The 19,280-nt window shown below is 60.9% G+C and carries 14 protein-coding genes and 2 pseudogenes; 5 read left to right on the plus strand and 11 right to left on the minus strand.

The genetic code is table 11. From position 1 onward, the window contains the following. Positions 1–3 precede the first annotated feature (3 nt). Positions 4–156, plus strand: a pseudogene (locus N2A41_RS15320) (winged helix-turn-helix transcriptional regulator); the annotation flags it as partial. 41 nt (positions 157–197) lie between these two features. Here N2A41_RS15320 and leuA read toward each other — a convergent pair. From leuA to N2A41_RS15335, 3 genes are all read right to left on the minus strand, one after another. Beyond that, positions 198–1,949, minus strand: coding sequence for a 2-isopropylmalate synthase (leuA, locus tag N2A41_RS15325; RefSeq protein ID WP_260109161.1), 1,752 nt, complete (start codon positions 1,947–1,949; stop codon positions 198–200). A 427-nt stretch (positions 1,950–2,376) separates the two neighbouring features. Beyond that, complete coding sequence (locus tag N2A41_RS15330) at positions 2,377–3,576, minus strand: benzoate/H(+) symporter BenE family transporter (protein ID WP_260109162.1); 1,200 nt, start codon at positions 3,574–3,576, stop codon at positions 2,377–2,379. Positions 3,577–3,770: 194 nt separating this feature from the next. Beyond that, complete coding sequence (locus N2A41_RS15335) at positions 3,771–4,355, minus strand: ATP-dependent Clp protease proteolytic subunit (protein ID WP_017965367.1); 585 nt, start codon at positions 4,353–4,355, stop codon at positions 3,771–3,773. 279 nt (positions 4,356–4,634) lie between these two features. On the opposite strand from N2A41_RS15335, the gene N2A41_RS15340 reads away from it, so the two are divergent. Further along, positions 4,635–5,411 carry a DUF2076 domain-containing protein gene (locus tag N2A41_RS15340; RefSeq protein WP_260109163.1) on the plus strand — a complete coding sequence of 259 codons (777 nt, stop codon included), beginning with the start codon at positions 4,635–4,637 and terminating at the stop codon, positions 5,409–5,411. 124 nt (positions 5,412–5,535) lie between these two features. On the opposite strand, the gene queF is transcribed toward N2A41_RS15340, so the two are convergent. From queF to N2A41_RS15370, 6 genes are all read right to left on the minus strand, one after another. Then, the gene (gene queF / locus N2A41_RS15345; RefSeq protein ID WP_170281354.1) at positions 5,536–6,000 is read right to left on the minus strand and encodes a preQ(1) synthase; all 465 of its coding nucleotides are present in this window, start codon (positions 5,998–6,000) and stop codon (positions 5,536–5,538) included. Next, the gene (gene emfA, locus N2A41_RS15350) at positions 6,000–6,914 is read right to left on the minus strand and encodes a CDF family cation efflux transporter EmfA (RefSeq protein ID WP_170260650.1); all 915 of its coding nucleotides are present in this window, start codon (positions 6,912–6,914) and stop codon (positions 6,000–6,002) included. The genes queF and emfA overlap by 1 nt, the downstream gene beginning before the upstream one ends. A gap of 319 nt (positions 6,915–7,233) precedes the next feature. Beyond that, positions 7,234–7,905 (minus strand): DUF2161 domain-containing phosphodiesterase, encoded by a 672-nt coding sequence (locus tag N2A41_RS15355; protein WP_170260649.1) that lies wholly within the window; start codon positions 7,903–7,905, stop codon positions 7,234–7,236. Positions 7,906–7,920: 15 nt separating this feature from the next. Beyond that, positions 7,921–8,160 (minus strand): hypothetical protein, encoded by a 240-nt coding sequence (locus N2A41_RS15360; RefSeq protein ID WP_260109164.1) that lies wholly within the window; start codon positions 8,158–8,160, stop codon positions 7,921–7,923. Positions 8,161–8,281: 121 nt separating this feature from the next. Next, positions 8,282–10,471, minus strand: a complete 2,190-nt coding sequence (locus tag N2A41_RS15365; RefSeq protein ID WP_260109165.1) for an anthranilate synthase — start codon at positions 10,469–10,471, stop codon at positions 8,282–8,284. Between the two features lie 266 nt (positions 10,472–10,737). Beyond that, on the minus strand, positions 10,738–12,990 hold the full coding sequence (locus N2A41_RS15370; protein WP_260109166.1) for a TonB-dependent hemoglobin/transferrin/lactoferrin family receptor: 2,253 nt from the start codon (positions 12,988–12,990) through the stop codon (positions 10,738–10,740). A gap of 209 nt (positions 12,991–13,199) precedes the next feature. Between N2A41_RS15370 and N2A41_RS15375 the strand changes: the two genes are divergently transcribed. Then, positions 13,200–14,189 carry an extensin-like domain-containing protein gene (locus N2A41_RS15375; protein ID WP_260109167.1) on the plus strand — a complete coding sequence of 330 codons (990 nt, stop codon included), beginning with the start codon at positions 13,200–13,202 and terminating at the stop codon, positions 14,187–14,189. A 24-nt stretch (positions 14,190–14,213) separates the two neighbouring features. Here N2A41_RS15375 and N2A41_RS15380 read toward each other — a convergent pair whose 3' ends face one another. After that, on the minus strand, positions 14,214–15,893 hold the full coding sequence (locus tag N2A41_RS15380) for a formate--tetrahydrofolate ligase (protein WP_222295067.1): 1,680 nt from the start codon (positions 15,891–15,893) through the stop codon (positions 14,214–14,216). A gap of 199 nt (positions 15,894–16,092) precedes the next feature. Then, positions 16,093–17,742 (minus strand): hypothetical protein, encoded by a 1,650-nt coding sequence (locus N2A41_RS15385; protein WP_260109168.1) that lies wholly within the window; start codon positions 17,740–17,742, stop codon positions 16,093–16,095. Between the two features lie 328 nt (positions 17,743–18,070). Between N2A41_RS15385 and N2A41_RS15390 the strand changes: the two genes are divergently transcribed. Together N2A41_RS15390 and N2A41_RS15395 are read left to right on the plus strand one after the other, a co-directional pair. After that, positions 18,071–18,796, plus strand: a complete 726-nt coding sequence (locus N2A41_RS15390) for a helix-turn-helix transcriptional regulator (protein WP_260109169.1) — start codon at positions 18,071–18,073, stop codon at positions 18,794–18,796. Positions 18,797–18,842: 46 nt separating this feature from the next. Continuing rightward, positions 18,843–19,273 (plus strand): annotated as a pseudogene (locus N2A41_RS15395) (diguanylate cyclase); the annotation flags it as partial. Positions 19,274–19,280: the final 7 nt, after the last annotated feature.

The following is a 19,280-nucleotide window of genomic DNA, read 5'->3' on the forward strand; positions in this document are numbered from 1 at the left end:
TGCCTCGGCCTCGAGCCGGTGCTGCTGGCGCTCTGCCAACGGGGCCAGCGCCATGCCGAGGCGCGCAACGAAGCCGGCGATATCGCCGACTGCATCGTCAGGCCGCGCCGCGCGACGGCGCAGCGCATCTTTTCAGACGCGGATAGGACGCTGTAACACTTTGAATTGCTGCGGTCGCGGCCTGAGTCCTTTTAAGATCAGGCCTTGCCGGCCTTCACGTCGAGCACGCGGTTGGCGGCCGAGACGATCGCTTCCAGCGATGCCGCGACGATGTTGGTATTGATGCCGGCGCCGAAGAGTTTGCCGCCGGGATAGGAGGTCTCGACATAGGAGATCGCCGCCGCGTTCGAGCCATGCTGGAGCGAATGCTCGGAATAGTCCTCGACCGACATCTCAATGCCGAGATAATGCGACAGCGCATTGATGAAGCCGTCGATCGGACCGTTACCGCGCCCTTCGATGCGCTTGATCTCCCCATTGTCGTTAATCTCGGCTGCGACGATCCGCTGACCTTTGTGCTCGGTGTCGGGATAGGTGTGATGGTCGACGAAGCGCAGGCGCCCTTCCGGCTGCGTCACGTAGCGCTCGATGAAGCGGTCGTAGATGCGCCGGGACGGAAGCTCCTTGCCCTCTACGTCGGTGATGCGCTGGATATCCTCGCGGTATTCCACCTGCAGGTTACGCGGCAGGTTCAGCCCGTAATCCTGCTGCAGGATATAGGCGATGCCGCCCTTGCCGGACTGAGAGTTGATGCGGATGATCGCCTCGTAGGAACGACCGACATCGCGCGGATCGATCGGCAGGTACGGGACCTCCCACACGGGATGATTGGCGACCTGTGCTGCCTTCATACCCTTGTTGATCGCATCCTGATGCGAGCCGGAGAAGGCCGTATAGACCAGTTCGCCGACGTAGGGATGACGCTCGCCGATCGCCATCTGGTTCGAATATTCGAACACTTCCTTGATGCGCTCGATATTCGAGCAGTCGATCTCGGGATCGACGCCTTGCGTGAACATATTCAGCGCCATCGTCACCATGTCGACATTGCCGGTGCGCTCGCCATTGCCGAACAGCGTGCCTTCGACGCGGTCGGCACCTGCCAGCAGAGCCAATTCGGCAGCGGCAATGCCGGTGCCGCGGTCGTTATGCGGATGCAGCGAAACGATCAGGTTCTCGCGATTGTCGAGGTTGCGACACATCCATTCGATCTGGTCGGCATAGACGTTCGGCGTCGCCATCTCGACGGTAGATGGCAGGTTGATGATCAGCTTGTTATCGGGCGTCGGCTTGACGACCTCGATGACGGCGTTGCAGATCTCCAGCGCCACATCGAGTTCCGTGCCGGTAAAGCTCTCCGGCGAATATTCGAAACGGTAACCGCCGCCGGCCTTCGCGGCCATATCGGTGATCATCTTGGCCGCATCGACGGCGATCTGCTTGATGCCCTGCACATCCTTGGCGAAGACGACGCGGCGCTGCAACTCGCTGGTGGAGTTGTAGAAGTGCACGATCGGCCGATTTGCGCCTTCCAGTGCTTCGAAGGTGCGGGTAATGAGTTCCGGGCGGCACTGCACCAATACCTGCAGGGAGACGTCGTCGGGCACATTGCCCTCCTCCACACACCAGCGGGCGAAGTCGAAATCGGTCTGCGAGGCCGAGGGGAAACCGATCTCGATTTCCTTGAAGCCCATCTCGATCAGCAAATGGAACATCCGCGCCTTGCGATCGTGTCCCATCGGGTCGACGAGCGCCTGGTTGCCGTCGCGCAGGTCGACCGAGCACCAGACCGGTGCCTTGGTAATGGTCTTCGTCGGCCATGTGCGGTCAGGAATGTTCACCTGCGGATAGGCCCGGTATTTCACCGCGGCGTCAGGCATGCCTTTTGCGGAGCTCGTTCCGCTCTTGGAGGCCATCTTATTTTCGGAGGATTGCGTCTTTGCGTCCATCGTATCGTCTCCTCGTCCCGGCATTTGCCCGCTCTTAGCCGATCAGGTCGGGCTTGGCGATAAACAAATGCGGACCTCGTCGGTCGTTAGGTCAATTTTGAAAATGAGTCGCGAGGAGCGATGGCCGGGCGGGCTTTCGGCCGCCGGGCGCTCCTCAAAGGACCCGGCAACCGCGTGTAAGGCCGAGGAGAAGAAGCGAGGTCAGGGCGCGCGAGACGTCACGCAGGGCGATGCGGCCGCGTACAATCGTCTCAGAAATTCTGGCGCCAGTGGTCTTCATGACCGCGCTTATAACCTCGGGCAGTAAGACTGGCAAGTCCTTGCCCGGCTTTTGGTCGCCGCCAACGATCGACGAACTGTCCTTATTGCCGGCGGAGCTGCTTGAAAGCGCCAGGATCCGGCATTTGGGGAGCACAACGACCTTCCGTTACCTCGACTGAGCTCGGTCTTTCCAAATCTTCACCAGCCGCGACAGCGCCAGCATCAGCCCACCCGCGATCAGGCCCCAGAAGGCGCCGGAAATGCCGCCGAAGGAAACCCCGGATGCGGTGACGAGGAAGGTGATTGCCGCCGCCTCACGGGAGGCTGGCGCCTGGAAGGCCGACATCGCCGAGGACGAGAAGGCGCCGACCAGCGCCAGCCCCGCTACCGCCTCGATCAGGATCGAAGGCGCCAGCGCGACGAAGGCCGTCACCGCGCCGGCAAGCAGCCCGAGGATGATATAACCGACGCCGGCGATCAGCGACGCCCAATAGCGCCGCTTCGGGTCGGCATGGGCATCCTGTCCGGCGCACATCGCCGCGGTGATGGCCGCCAGATTGACCGCGTGGCCGCCGAACGGCGCCGACAGCAGCGAGAAGAAGCCGGTGACGGCAAAGAGCGGACCGGGCTTCGGATCGTAGTGGTTGACCTTCAGCACCGCGATACCCGGAATGTTCTGTGAAGCCATGGTGACGATGAAGAGCGGCAGCGCGATCGAGATGAGGCCGGCCAAATTGAACACCGGCCGGACGATTTCCGCCGTTGGCACGAGTGATTGTTCCAGCGAGCCGAGCGCACCGTCGGGGATATCGACGCCGAAGGCGAGCACCAGCGCGAAGGCTGCGAGTGCTGCCGGCACCGCCCAAAGCCGCTTGAAGACGCCGACGACGATCCATGCGACGGCTATCGGCAGGCCGAACAGCGGATTGAAGCCGATCGCCTTCACCGGTGCGAAGCACAGGCCGATGAGCACGCCGGCGAGCATCGCATTGGCGAGTGGTGTCGGAATCGCGGCAACCGCTCGCCCGAGCGGCTTGAACAGTCCCGCAACGATAATCAGTACAGCGCAGATCAGGAATGCCCCGACCGCCGCATTGAAGCCGCCGTCGATCGCCCCGGTGCTTGCCAGCAGTGCGGCACCCGGTGTCGACCAGGCGATGCTGACCGGCAATCGGGTCACGGCACTCAACACGATCGCGCAGATGCCCATCGAAATCGACAATGCCATGAGCCCCGAAGCCGCCTGTACGTCCGTGGCGCCGACCGCCTGTAACCCGTGCAGCACGACGGCGAAGGAGCTGGCAGAACCGACGAAGGCAGTCAGCAGCCCCATGAACAGGGCCTGGACGGAAAAATCTTTGAGCATGGCAGGACTCGCGGGCTGCGGGAATGGCGCATGGAGCATGATGGTTGCCGCAGGCGCAAGTCCGGACTCTGTGCTTTCCGTTCAGACCTTGTCGATAGGAGACCATCTCCGTTCAAGCCTTATCCGAAAACAAAGCGCCCTCGCCTGCCATCGGCAGGCAAGGGCGGGTTCTCGGCAGCTTTGGCTGAGAAAGCTCAGATATCGGCCTGCGACGTGACGATCCGCGAAACGAGGCCATACTCCTTCGCCTCTTCGGCCGAAAGCCAGTAGTCGCGATCCGTATCCTTGGCGATTTTGTCGAGCGGCTGGCCGGTGGCCTCTGCCATGATCCTGTTCAGGCGCTCGTTCATCTTGATGATTTCGCGCGCCTGGATTTCGATGTCGGATGCCATGCCGCGCGTACCGCCGGAGGGCTGATGCAGCAGGAAGCGCGTGTTCGGCAGGCACAGGCGCCGCTCCTTCGGAGTGGCGACATAGATCAGCGCGCCGGCGGAGGCGACCCAACCGGTGCCGATCATCCAGACCTTCGGCTTGATGAACTTGATCATGTCATGGATGGAATCGCCGGATTCGACGTGACCGCCGGGCGAATTGACATAGATGCGAATGTCCTCGTCGCTGGCCGCGGCCAGTGCCACGAGCTGCGAGCAGACCTTCTGCGCCAATTCCTGATTGATCGGCCCGTAGATGAAGATCGAACGCGACTTGAAAAGATTCGCCTCCGTTTCCTTGCCGAGCGGCAGTTCCTTCGTCTTGTCGTCCTGGTCTTCGTCGTTCATTCGAACCTCTTGGAGATGAATTCGGCTTCCCCGCACATAGTGCGACTCAATGCCTAAAACAATGTGGGAAAAACACAAGGCACCGAAGCGATGGAGATATCCTTAAGAAGCCGCGCGCCGTTCTGCAAGCCTTACTGAAATGTAACGGTGAAAGGCTTTGAAAAGCCTGAATCGGTTCCTACCTCAACCTCACGCAGCGATAGCTGCACCGAAAAACCATGGAGCGCTGTACGCGTCCGGTCGGATACGAGAGTGCTCCGGACCAACAGGAGGCAGAACATGTCACCCGAAGAACGCCAATTGCTGACCGCCCTCTTCGACCGTGTGCGCACCGCAGCGGCCCAGCCGCGCGACCGCGACGCTGAGGCCCTGATCGAACAGGCGACACGCGAACAGCCCTCCGCCACCTACTATCTGGCCCAGGCCGTCATCGTTCAGGAAAAGGGGCTGGAGGCGGCGGCCAACCACATCAAGGAACTCGAAGAGCGTGTCCGCCAGCTGGAAGCCGGCGAGAGTGAACACCACCAGGCCGAGCGGGGCGGCGGCTTCCTGAGCTCGATCTTCGGCAACACCCAGACGCAGCAACCGGCACCCGTCCCCTCCAATCCCGGTCCCTGGGGTCAGCAGTCCCGCGCCGATGACGATTCACGCGGCTATGACCGCGATGGCCGCCATCCGCAGCAGCAACAGCCGACCGGCCCCTGGAGCCAGCAGGTCTCGGCGCCGTCGGCCGGCGGCAGCTTCCTGCGCGGTGCGCTCGGCACGGCAGCCGGCGTTGCCGGCGGCATGCTGCTTGCCAATTCGCTGAGCGGGATCTTCGGCAATCACATGTCCTCACTTGGTTGGGGCTCGCCCTTCGGCGCCAACCCCTTTGGCAATGCCAGCGCGCCCACAGAGGAAACCGTCATCAACAATTATTACGGCAATGACGACACCCGCCAGGCGTCCGACAATGCGGCCGATAATAACGACAACGACAATCTGCAGCAGGCCGATTATGACGACGGCGACGACTACACCGACGATTCGTCCAGTGACGACGTTACGGATGTGTGAGGTTTGGCGGTTGGAGACGGGCAGCGGTTGCCGCACCGTATCCCGGCCCTTCGCTTAAGCTCAAGGCGTTCGCCGCTGCAATCGATTCGCTGGATCGATTGCTCGGGCTTTGCCCGACCGCGGCTCACCCACGGCCGCGGTAGGTGGCGACGCCCTGTTCCGGCAGCCACACGCCCTCCGGCGGTGTGCCCGTCTGCCAGAAGACGTCGATCGGAATGCCGCCGCGCGGATACCAGTAGGCACCTATCCTCAGCCACCTCGGATCGAGCAACTCGACGATGCGCTTGGCGATGTAGATCGAGCAATCCTCGTGGAAAGCGCCGTGATTGCGGAAGGAATGCAGGAAGAGCTTCAGCGACTTCGATTCCACCAGCCATTCGCCTGGAATGTAGTCGATGACGATATGGGCGAAATCCGGCTGCCCGGTCATCGGGCAGAGCGAGGTGAATTCCGGCGCGGTGAAGCGCACGACATAATCGGTGCCGGCATGGTTGGACGGCACTTTCTCAAGCACTGCCTCTTCCGGCGATCTTGCGGTTTCGGTTTGCTGACCCAGCATCGACAGGCTGGAAACATCGGTATTCGGCATCATGCCTCCTTGACGACTTTGACGCGGATGCCGTGAGCCTTCTCGCCCTCCGGCTCCACATGAATTGCGATAGTGGCGCCCTCGTGCACCGCCCTGATGGCATCCTCAAGGCGGTCGCATATATCATGCGCCTGCCGAACGGACATCGCTCCTGGCACCACCATGTGAAAATCGATGAAGGTGACTTTACCCGCACGTCGCGTTTTCAGGTCGTGCACGCCGATTGAGCCTTCGGCGTGGGTAGCGATCGCTTGTTTGATCGCCTCCTCCTCCTGCGGCTCGACCGCCTGGTCCATCAGGCCGCCGATCGATTGCGAGATCACCTTCCACCCCTGATAGAGGATATTGACGGCAACAAGGATGGCGAGTATCGGGTCGAAGATCGCATAGCCCGTCGCCAGCGCCAGCAGCAGGCCGACGAGCACGCCGACAGAGGTCACCACATCGGACATGATGTGCTGCCCATCCGCCGCGAGCGCCGCCGAGCGGTGCTGGCGCCCCGTCCGGATCAACAGCCGCGCCCAGATCGCATTGATGACGCCGGCCGCGAAATTAATCGCAAGGCCGAGTACCGGCGCATCGAGCATGCGCGGTTCGGCGAGGAAACCGATCGCTTCGTTGACGATCAGCAGGGCGGCGACGATGATCAGCGCGCCCTCGGTGACGGCAGACAGATATTCCGCTTTGTGATGGCCGAAGGGATGGTCGTGATCGGCCGGCTTCTGCGCGTAGCGGATGACGAAGAAGGCGATGAAGGCGGCGGCGACATTGACCGACGATTCGAGCCCGTCCGATAGCAGCGCCACCGACCCGGTGACCCACCACGCCACCATCTTCAGACCCATGACGCCGAGCGACAGCGGAATCCCCCACATCGCCAGCTTCCGAACCGTAAGATCGCCGTCGTCACTCATATCGTCCCCCTGCGGTTGCGAATGAATTGCAGCTTTTAAGCCGTTGAAACGCAAAACCGCCCACGCGAATGTCGCGCAGGCGGTTCAGTCTAGGGTGATATGGGCGATGACGGAGGATTTGTCAAAGGGGAATGACACGCCGTTCACAAGCGTTGCCGGCCTTACAGCGCCGCGCATCCTTTCGGACGCGTAAAAGACGCCGTAACACTTTGAATTACTGCATAATTTTATCCTCAAATCGATTCCGCTTTACGGGGCTATGCAGTAGCCGGAAAGCAGCGCTCGTCGAACGATCCCCTTTGCTTGGTACTGCGCCGGCTCAAGGAGCCGGGTCGGAAAGGACAGGCTGCGGCCAGCGCAAAAGAGCAGCCTGTCCTGCAGACGTCAGGGCGTAAACACCCTTTTCTATCCGCTCGAACCATCCGTAGACGTTGTCGCGCAGGATCGGGCCGGCATTGGGCACAAGCGCCTTCATATCTCGCGGCCGCTTGAGCCCTCCATCGAGTGCTGAGGCGCAGAGCAACGCCTGCTGGCGATAGGCGGTCATGATCGGCGCCCGCGAGCCGCCACCGACGGCGGGGTCGCCACGGCGGCGCTGATGCTCCCTGACAAGGCGCGAGCGCCGCTTCGGATTGGTGCGCGGCATAGGCGAGACAGAGCTGACGATGACGCTGACCTCGCCGCCATCGGAGACGCCAAGCATGCCGATACCAAGTCGCCGGCAGAGGTCGCGGTATCGTTTGTCGGCCTCCCGCCCTCGGCCTTTGGCAGAAACGCGGGCCGCGACCCAGACTTCATCACTCATCGCCGCGCGGTCAACCGCCTGGAGAAGCAATTCGAGATTGAAGGAGAGTTTCAGTTCGCAGACCACCACGACCGGCGGCTCGGCGCCGCTCAAGCCGACGAGATCGCATCCGCCGACCTCGCCCTTCACGACATAACCAGCCGCCTCCAGGAAAGCTTTGACCGGCAGGTAGAGCGACGTCTCCATGGTAAAAACGGCGCCTCAGGCGGCGTTGAGATCGGCAATCTCGCCATATCGTGCAAGCAATCGCGGCGACGACATGTCGCCGGTTTCTTCATCGACGATCACGGCATAGGCCGCCACGCCGACGAAACGCTCAGCCATCGCCGAGGCGATCTTTTCCGCACTGACGGAGTTCGATGCCTGGCGCATTTCGCCGGCCACGAGATTGCCGCGGTTCTTGCGGTAAGGGAGAACGATGAACTTTTCAGCATTGGCCACGGCGACAGGTTCCGATTGATCGTTCCTGAAATGTTCTGATTTGCCGGAAGAAGTCAAGTCGCGGCCCGGCGGCCTGACGCCTGGCCCTTCCCATAGTAGGAAGGGCCAGGCGAAATTGCCGTCACGCAGCCTTCGTCTTCACCCTGCGCGCCAGATGCGCCACGACATTTTCGATCATCCGCATTCCCGCATCGCCACCGAGCGTCATGATCGACTCCGGATGGAACTGCACTGCGGCGATCGGTTCCTTGGCGTGTTCGATACCCATGATCGTGCCGTCGTCGCTTTCCGCCGTGATGATGAACTCGCGCGGCAGCGTCGAGGGATCGGCGAAGATCGAGTGGTAGCGGCCGACCGTCACCTCCTTGGCAAGGCCGGAGAAGACGATGCCAGGCTCCAGCACGCGGATGCGCGAGGGCTTGCCGTGCATCGGCAGCGCCAGATGGCGCAGTTCCCCGCCATAGGCTTCGGCGAGCGCCTGCAGGCCGAGGCAGACGCCGAAGATTGGCAGGTTGCGCGCCCGCGCCTTCTTGATCGTCGCCTTGCAATCGAAATCCTTGGGCGTTCCAGGTCCTGGCGACAGCACGACGAGGTCCGGGTTCAGCCGGTCGAAGATTTCCTCCGGAACGGGCGTGCGCACGGTCGAAACCGTCGCCCCCGTCTGGCGGAAATAATTGGCGAGTGTGTGGACGAAGCTGTCTTCGTGATCGACGAGCAGGATGCTGACGCCCTTGCCGACGCTCGCGACGTCGCGCTGGATCCTGCCGGAATTGCCGGTCTTGGCGTCTCGGATGGCGGAAAGCATGGCGGAGGCCTTCAGTTCTGTTTCGGCTTCTTCTTCCTCAGGAATGGAATCGTTGAGCAGCGTCGCACCGGCGCGCACCTCGGCGATACCATCCTTGATGCGCACGGTGCGCAGCGTCAGGCCGGTGTTCATGTCGCCGTTGAAGCCGACCATGCCGATCGCCCCGCCATACCAGGCACGCGGGCTCTTTTCATGGCTCTCGATGAAGCGCATCGCCCAGAGCTTCGGGGCGCCGGTGACAGTGACCGCCCAGGCGTGGCTGAGGAAACCGTCGAAGGCGTCCATGTCGTCGCGCAGCCGCCCTTCGATATGGTCGACCGTGTGGATGAGGCGCGAGTACATCTCGATCTGCCGGCGGCCGATGACCTTGACCGAACCCGGCTCGCAGACGCGGCTTTTGTCGTTGCGGTCGACATCAGAGCACATGGTAAGCTCGGACTCGTCCTTCTTCGAATTCAGGAGCTTCAGAATCTGCTCGCTGTCGGCGATCGGATCGTCGCCGCGCTTGATCGTGCCCGAAATCGGACAGGTTTCGATGCGACGGCCGGAAACGCGCACGAACATTTCAGGTGAGGCGCCGACCAGATATTCCTGATGGCCGAGATTGATAAAAAAGGAATAGGGCGACGGATTGATCGCCTTCAGCCGCTTGGAAATGTCGGACGGCCTGCTGTCGCAGCGCTCCATGAATTTCTGCCCGGGCACGACTTCGAAGAGGTCGCCCTTGCGGAAACTTTCCTTCGCCTTGGTGACGAGCTCGGCATATTCGCCCGGCCGGTGATCGCTCTTCGGCGGAATGGCATCCGTGTGTTTGAAGGGCTCCGCCGCGATATCTTGGGCCTTGCCCTCGGTCGACACGCCGCCTTTTTCGAAGTCGTAACGGTCGACCCAGGCCTTGGCGGCGTAGTTGTCCACGACAAGGATCTCGTCCGGCAGATAGAGCACCATGTCGCGCTGGTCTGAGGGCCGCGTCAGCTTCAGATCGATCGCATCGAACTGGAAGGCGATGTCGTATCCGAAGGCGCCGTAGAGCCCGAGGCTCGCATCCGCCTGCGAATAGAACAGGTCGGTGACGGCGCGCAGCACGGTGAAGACCGTCGGCATCTTCGAGCGCTCTTCCTCGGTAAACACCCGGTCCGGCGTCTTGACGGTCAGGTCGAGGCGACGGGCGGAGGACACGCCGAGCACGATGTCGGACACCGTCTTCAGCCGCTCGGTCACGAAGCCGAGGATCACTTCGCCGCGTTCATTATAGGCTTCGATCCAGACGTCACGCCCGAAGGAGGAGATGCCGAGCGGCGGATCGACGACGGCAGTATCCCAGCGCGTATAGCGGCCCGGATATTCGTAGTTCGACGAAAACACCGCACCGCGGCGCTCGTCGAGCTTGTCGACATAGGAAGAGACCGCATCGCCGTAGGGGATCGCCCGCCGCTGCCGCGTGACGGATATGCCGCCCTTGGTCTCGTAGATTTCCGCACCATCATCCCGCAGGATCGTTACCATTGTTCCACTCCGTTATCGGGGCCCGGACGACAGGCGGCCATAAAACAAAAAAAGCCGCCTCGAAGTTTCGGGCGGCTCACTCGTCGTCTTTGAACACGATTGGTCGAGGCCGCCTTAGCGAACCCACCACCAAACTGCAATGTTCAAGGACTTGATCATGGAGAAAATTGTTAGCCTGAGATCAGCCATTGCGCAAGAGGCGAATGCGGGAATGAAAAGGGCGACCCGAAAGCCGCCCATCCCCAGCCCTGGAAGCGTGATCGCGATCAGAAGGTCTTGGTCAGCGACACCTTGAACGTACGACCCGGCTCCGAATACCACTCCCGCGGCTGGGACGCCGTCGCCGAGCTCAGGTTGACATCGCGCACGGCGAGCGCGTTGAAATATTCCTGGTCGAAGATGTTGTAGACGCCTGCCTGCACGCGCAGGCCCGGCATTTGGTCCGGCGTCCACCAGCCGGTCAGGTCGACGATTGCGTAGCCGGGCGCATCGAAGGTTGTGTCGGCGGTGTTGGTGACGGGTGTCTTGAGATGGTCGGTGAGCATGCCGGCCGAAAGCGTAGAAGAAAGATCGAAGCCGAAAGTCTCATTGCTCCAACCGCCGCCGACGATCGCCTTGAATGGCGCCACCGAGCGCAGGCGCTGGGCGGTATCCTCGTTCTTGCCATAGGCATAGACAAGTGACGCATGCAGATTGATGCCGTTGTTGAACGTCTTGACGGCGCTGGCTTCAATACCGGAGATCGTGGCCGCTGACACATTCGCGTAGTTGAACGTCGTGAAGCCGGTCGCATCGATGCTCGTCACCGTCTCGATAAAGTTCTGGTAGCGGGTGTGGAAAGCCGCGACCCGACCAGTAAAATCGCCCGTGTCAAAATTGGCGCCGATTTCGACGCCGCGGCCGATTTCGGGTTCAAGATCGGGATTGCCGAGCTGGGCGTAGCGGCCCGTCGGGTTGTAGAAGCGGCTGTAGAGTTCGTCCACGGTAGGTGCGCGGAAGCCGACTGCCAGCTGCATGTAGAGCTGCACGTCAGGCGTCAGGTCGTATGTCGCAAGAATCTTCGGTGACAGGCCGGCTTCCGTTCGGTCGTTCAGGTCCCCGAAACGGGTAAGCCCGGTATTGCTTGCGAAACTCCCGCCGGTTGAGGGATTGTAGTTGAACCAGTCAAAGCGGAAGCCGGGTGTCAGCGCGAAGCCGGTATTGCCGATTTCGATCTTGTCTTCGAAGCTCAACCCAAGGTTCTGACTGTCGACATCGGGCACTTCCGCCTGGTTGTTCAGCGAGGGGCAGGTCGTCGGTGTGGGGCAAAGTGCCCAGCCATACTGGCTCCAGCTGGAAACGCCGACATCGAGGCCAACGCGAACGGAGTGGCTGAGACCGGAATATTCGAAATCCTTCGTCGCCGTGCCGCTGAAGCCCCAGGTTTCGTTTTCGATCTCGTTGTTACGGCCATAAGCCACATTCGCTGCCGTACGGCCCTTGCTGCCGGATTCCTTCTTCAAATCCAGCCAATAGAGCGTGGCTCGCGCACTGCTGAAGAATGCGTCGGAAGACTGGGCCTCATAATCATAATCGAGCGATACGCGATCGCGGTCACGCAGTTCGCGACCGTCGTAGTTGCCGATCATATAGGTGCGTCCGGTGCCTTGCTGTTCACGCAGGTCGGTCTGCAGGTCGCGACGGAAACGCTCGGCCGTCAGGCCGATGCGGTGCCCGCCTTCCATCTCCTGACGCAGTTTGAAGAGCAGATTGTGTTGATCGAAATCAGCCGGATCTGCCTCGGTGCGGAAACGACCGTAGCTGTCATTGTCGCCCATGTTGTCGCGTTCATGGCCCTTGCGGTAACCGCCCTGAAACAAGATCGACGTGCCGCCGATCTTCTTGGCTGCGGCGGCCGAACCGGAAATGCTGCGGTCTTCACTGTCATAGGTCGACTTGACGATCGCGCCCCAGTCGCGGCCTTCAGGGATAAGATCCTCCGGCTCCAGCGTATTGAGGACGATGGCGCCGCCGAGCATACCGGAACCGCCCTTGCTCGAATCTGCCCCGCGCACGATATCGAGCGAGGACAGCGAATCGAAATCGAAGGTGTCGCCGCCGCCGTTGGCGTTGCTGAGGGCGAAAGCACCCTGGCGCGCGCTGTTCGAAATATAAGGGATCGGAATGCCGTCAATGGTAGTCAGGATGCGCGCGCCGGAAAGGCCGCGCAGGTTGAAGCCTGCGTCACCACGCGAATAATTTACGCCTGCATCGACGCTGCGGCCGATATCGTCAAAATTGGTGACCTGCTTTTCTGCCATCTGCTTGGCGGTGATCTCGGTCGCCAGCGGCGTGTCGGCGACGCTGCCCGGCGCCACGCGTTTGCCCTTGACGACGATCTTCTCCAGGACGGTGCTGTCATCCGTCGCGGCTTGCGGCGTGGCTGCCGGAGCGCTTTGCGCAAAAGACTGCGAAACAGGAAGAACAACTGTGGCTGCCGTGCAGACCAATAGAACCGAGCGCCAATGCCGGACGATCATAACCTACCCTCTAATGATGATTACCGGGCTGGCTGGTCGTGGCGTGTCGCACGCTCGAGGGGCTGGCTAGGCTTTTGCGGATGAAGGCGGAGCAGAATTCCGCCTTCTTTTCGCGCTTAAAAAACATGATTAATATTGTCAACATAAGTTGACCGCCTTATGTTGAATATATCAATCACGTTTTAGCGATCTTCAAGGACGTTGCACAATTGCAACGAAAAACGCCCTCATGCGTTGTCTTCGGCCACGGACACGAGGAATCGGACGCGTTGAGAAAACTTTCGATATTAGCGATCCTTTTCGCCGCTAGCGCCTTTCTTGCCGGCGCCCGCCTGCCCCCGCAAGGCCCGATGCCCGAACCTCGGCCAGATGCCGGACAGGCGACCAACCCCACTTCCCCGTCCTCGGAAAAGGCGGAACCGCCCGCGCCCGAAGAGGTCCCGGCCCCTCAGCCGAAACCCGATCTAGAGGATCCGGAGGCACCGGTGCCGAGCCAGCCGCCAGCGCAGGCCGCACCGTCAAAGCCTGGGCCGACAGAGCAGATGCAAGGTCCGCCACGACCGCCCGGCAGCCCTGAAGAAGGTAAGCCGCCCGGCGAGCAGACACTGGAAGAGCAACACCTGACGATCGAGCCCGAAAGCGATGCCGAGCATGCCGAATGCACGGCTGCGCTTCAGGCCCTGGGTGTGGTCTTCAAGGAAGCGCCGCGCATCGACGACGGCAATGGCTGCGGCATCGACAAGCCGATCATCGTCTCCGAAGCCCTGCCCGGCATCAAGCTGAAGCCGGAGGCGACGATCCGCTGTCCGGCAGCGCTTGCCCTTGCCCGCTGGATGAAAGACAGCGTCATCCCGGCGGCCTCCGCCGCCCTGCCGGAGCAGGGCCGCATCACCACCGTCAACCAGGCAACGGCCTATATGTGCCGCCTGCGCAACGGCGCTGGAACCGGCAAGATCTCCGAACATGCCCGCGGCAACGCCATCGACATTGCGAGCTTCCATTTCGAAAAGGGCGAGGATGTTGCCGTCCGCTCCCGCCGCGAGGATCCGACGCTGACCGGCGCCTTCCAGCGCACCGTCAGCGCCGCCGGCTGCCTCTATTTCACCACCGTCCTCGACCCCGAAAGCGACGCCGCCCATGAGACGCATTTCCATCTCGACGTGATCGAGAGGAAGGGTGGCTATCGCTATTGCCACTAATCATCCCGGTAGGCCGTCGCCGGATCAGAACAGACCTTCGATATAACCCTGATCGTTCAGGAAAATCCGCTCCGCCGACGGCGATTTCGGCAGGCCGGGCATTGTCATGATCTCGCCGGTGATGGCGACAACGAAGCCCGCTCCCGCGGAAAGCCGCACCTCCCGCACGGTGACGATGTGGCCTTCCGGCGCGCCACGCAGGTTTGGATCGGTGGAGAAGGAATATTGCGTCTTCGCCATGCAGATCGGCAGCTTGCCGTAGCCCTGTTCCTCCCATGTCTGCAACTGGTCGCGCACCGCCTTGTCGGCCGTCACCTCGCCCGCATGGTAGATCTTCGAGGCGACGATCTCGATCTTTTCGAACAGCGAAAGATCATCGCCGTAAAGCGGCTGGAATTTCGCCTGCCCGGATTCTGCCAGTTCCACCACCTTGTGCGCCAGGTCCTCGATGCCGGCCGAACCCAGCGCCCAGTGACGGCAGAGGATTGCCTCGGCGCCAAGTCTCGAGACAAATTCCTTGACTGCCGCGATCTCAGCCTCGGTATCCGAGACGAAATGGTTGATCGCCACGACGACGGGCACGCCGAACCGGCGCACATTGGCGACGTGCCGGCCAAGATTGGCGCAGCCCTTTTTCAGCGCCACGACATCCTCGGAGCCGAGATCTTCCTTCTTCACCCCGCCATTCATTTTCAGCGCCCGGACGGTCGCGACGATGACCGCCGCATCCGGCTTCAGCCCTGCCTTGCGGCACTTGATGTCGAAGAATTTCTCAGCCCCGAGATCGGCACCGAAGCCCGCTTCCGTCACCACATAATCGCCGAGCTTCAGCGCCGTCTTGGTCGCAGTCACCGAGTTGCAGCCATGGGCGATGTTGGCGAAGGGGCCGCCATGCACGAAGGCCGGATTGTTCTCCAGCGTCTGCACCAGGTTCGGCTGCATCGCATCTTTCAAGAGCACCGCCATGGCGCCGTCGGCCTTCAGGTCGCGCGCATGCACCGGTGTCCGGTCGAAACGATAGCCGATGATGATGTCGCCGAGCCGCCGCTCCAGATCCTTGAGATCGGTGGCAAGGCAGAGGATCGCCATCACCTCGGAGGCGACTGTGATGTCGAACCCACCCTGGCGCGGGAAGCCGTTGGCGACGCCGCCGAGCGAGGAGACCATGCTTCTGAGTGCCCGGTCGTTCATGTCCATCACCCGCCGCCAGGTGATGCGGCGGATGTCGATATTCTCTTCGTTGCCCCAGTAGATGTGATTGTCGATCATCGCCGCCAGCAGATTGTGTGCCGAGGTGATCGCATGGAAGTCGCCGGTGAAATGCAGGTTGATGTCTTCCATCGGCACGACCTGCGCGTAACCGCCGCCGGCCGCCCCGCCCTTGACGCCGAAGCAGGGGCCGAGAGAGGCCTCGCGGATGCAGACGACGGCTTTCTTGCCGATCCGGTTCAGGCCGTCGCCGAGCCCGACGGTGGTCGTCGTCTTGCCCTCGCCCGCCGGTGTCGGATTGATTGCGGTGACGAGGATCAGCTTGCCGTCCTTCTTGCCCGCTTGGGCGGCGATGAACTCGGCGCTGACCTTTGCCTTGTCGTGACCATAGGGAACGAGCTGCTCGACCGGAATGCCGAGTTTCGCCCCGATCTCGAAGATCGGCTTTTTGGCCGCGGCGCGCGCGATTTCGATATCGGATTTGATGGATGGCATGGATGTTCCCCCGTCCGACATCCGCGGGCGCGGAGCCGTTGTTTTTCTCTTGATCGAGATAGCGAAATATCGGCGGGGTGTGAATAGTGCTGCGCCTTGCGTCAGTTAAGGATTAGCGGGCGGCACGGGCGCCTTCGGAGCTTGACCAAGCGGCAGCCGGACGCGAAACGCTGAGCTGTGCCTGTTCCGCATTCCGATTTCAATTTAGCGAAGCAGCAGCAGGAGCGATCTCTGCTTCAGCTTTTCTGGGGCATCGAAGACTTTGCTTGGCATCAGGTCCACACAAGCGATAGCCGGGTTCGTCACCATAAGGGATGATACCATTGATGAGGCCAAGCTCGAGCGCCTGAGAACGAGGCATGGTTTTTTGCTCGATCGATGTCACAAGCATCATCGTCTCGAATGTCGCGGAACTGACACCCATCTCGTCGAAATAGGCGAAGAATTTTGGATATTCAGCCGTCGTGGGTCTGGCGAGGCCGATATCGGAATATCCGACAAGCCGCGGCGTTCCGCTGATCAAGACCAGAGCACAGGTCGAAAGGCAGTATGCGCCGCCGGCAGAGACCTCGCCCTTGGTCGGGCCGCTTTTTGCCATGCTCGCCTTGCAACGCGGATCCAGCGTCGGGCAGTTCGGCAACCGCGTTCTGCCAATCGAGGTCTCCAGGCCAGCAGCCCGGATCATACGCCCCATCGCGAAAGCCGCATCCATGTCCCCGCCATTAGACTGAAGGACGACCGGCAGCTTTCTTTCGCCAAGCGTTTTCAAGATTGCCTTGAACTGAGCCGGTGTCTCCGGCGTGATGTCTCCTTCCGCAGAAATCCACTGTGTGCATTCGTCCTGGCAATTGCCGTCATACAGCAGCAGAAAATCCATCGGCCGATTTTCCGCCGGAGTCTCGCTGGTTATCGCCGCCGCATCCTGCGCCCGCCCCTCGGTCGCCGGACGGCGGTGACAAACAGCCTCAGCCGCCGCATCCAACGCGCAAAGCGGCATGCCGGGCCATTCGTTATACGCCAGCACGTCCGTTGCGAGACCCATTCGAAGTGCGTCTTCGGGCGGTACGACATTGATTTTGTCAGGTGTGGCACTCATCATCACACCGATGAGATCGGCACTGACGCCCATTTCTTTCAGATAGACTGTCAGGGCAGCGGTTGCCTTCTTTCCAAGTTTGGTCGAACTGCTTTGCCCCGCTGACTTGCGTCCAACCTCCTTGCGGGAAATTTCCGTCTTCTTGCCGTTCACGATCTTGTATTCGATGCGATAGGAAACGCGCACCTTGCTATAGATGGTCGTGATCTGGTGGACGCCGATGAAAGCCCATTGCGGCGCCGCACGCACAGTCCCGCCGGCGAACACCAGTGGACAAGCGGAAAAGCAGTATGCACCATAGGAATAGGCGTCGCCAAGCGAGGGCCCGTCCTTCGCGACAGCAGCATCGCAACGCATATCTTCCGCCGGGCAATCCTTCAACCGGGTGCCGCCGACCGCTGTTTCCAGCCCGGCCTTGCGGATCATTCGGCCCATTGCATAGGCCGCGTCTACTTCGCCACCCTCCGAAAGCAGGACAATAGGCAATTTCCGATCGCCGATCTTCTTCAGAATTTTTCGGAGCTGGGCCGGCGTATCGGAGGTTATGCGTCCCTCTGCCGATATCCATTCCGGACAGTCTTCCATGCAGAGGAGACTGCGCACGAGGATGAAGCGCATCGGCGGCTGCCCTGCCTGCTTCTTCTGCCCGGCGGCCTGCGAGGTTGCCGCTCCTATCGGCAGGGTTAGAAATAATAAAACGAGTAATATCAGGGAAAATAGGGACTTCACTGAAAAAGAAATCGCAGAACGCACGGTTGAATTGCCTCAATTATACATGGTAAGACGCTTAGCAATTGCATTGATCGCCAGCAAGCCGGTTTTCGACAAGTGTTGCCGCCAGGCTCTTCCAAGGTGATTCTCTTCCTACATCACTGCGCGAAACCCATGACGGATGCGCATGGAGGAAATCAAAGATACCACAACGCTATATCCGCAAGTCGAAACTCAACTAAAGCGCGATCTGCTGTCAATAATTTTACACAATATGAGTAAATCGGCCGACGTTAAGTCAATTGGGACTAGCATCCGGCCGCCTTTCCATGTTTGATAGCGTTAACATTGAGGCTGGCGGGGCGCACAAATGTCTTACATGACTACCTCTGAAAGACAGTCATTGCTTTCGGCAGAGCTTGCGACCGCTCGAACCCGCAGCCTGTTTGCGCACGCGCTCGGCAGAGTGTCCACAGCCTTCGGATTGTCGCATGCGACGCTGATGCACGCTCCTTCCCCCGAAGATCTTCTCTTAAAACCCCTGCTGATCGAGAGCTCGCTTCCGGCCGCCTATATCAGGGATTTCGACCACGCCCACATGATGCGCGGCTGCCCTTTCGGCCTAAGGCTGAGGCAGTCCGTTGTGCCGCCGGCCTGGCATCTCAACGACGCTGTCAATGGCCAGGCCTTTCCCGCCGAACTTCGTGCCCTGATGCTGCGCCATGCCATACCGGCGGGTGTTGCCATGCCGACCATTGCAGCCGACGGCCAGCGCCTGGTCTTTTGGTTCTGCGGCGACCGCGCCGCACTCGGCCAGAGCGAGATCAATGAGCTGGCAATGATCATTCTCCATGCACTCGATGCATACAATGCAGTCAAGCGCAACGAGGAATGCGCGCATAACGCGCTATCGACCAGAGAACTAGAAGTTGTACGCTGGACTGCTCAGGGCAAGACCTCGATCGAAATCGGCCAGATCCTGACGCTCTCGGATCATACGGTGAACGCCTATATGACGAACGCGATCAAAAAACTCGATTGCGTCAACCGCACCCAGTTGGTAGCTAAGGCAATTCGATTGAAGCTGATCAACTGAGGAATCGGAAGAGAGTCGGCACGTCGTCCCGTGATCTGGGGGAATCGTGCCTGTTCACTTCGAACAGCCCGTCACTAACAAGACAGAGCAATCCCGCGCTCAAATCGGCATCACCGATGCTGAAGTTGTCCAGATGCTTGCTGCCTATCGTCTTTTCGGCTTCTGGCGCATCGATATCGAGACAGGACATTTCTTTGCAAGCGAGGACGTCCACGCGATCTTCGACCTCCCCTACAGCGACGGCCCTATCAACCTGACAGGCTAACGTCACGTTTCCACGAGGACGATCGCAGCCTGATCGCCCAAACCTTCGAAGACGCGAGCCTTGACGGCGTCGGCTTCCATTTCGTCTATCGCGTCGACAACCGGCTTGGCGGCCACAAGATGGTGCGCAGCGTCGGTCGCTTCCGCGACGATGAAATCGGCGGCGGCATCGTCGGCATCACCTATGAATTCGTCGGGAAACTGCGTGTCGTCGACTTGG

This window comes from Rhizobium sp. SRDI969 (assembly GCF_025152725.1).
Lineage (GTDB): Bacteria > Pseudomonadota > Alphaproteobacteria > Rhizobiales > Rhizobiaceae > Rhizobium > Rhizobium leguminosarum_I.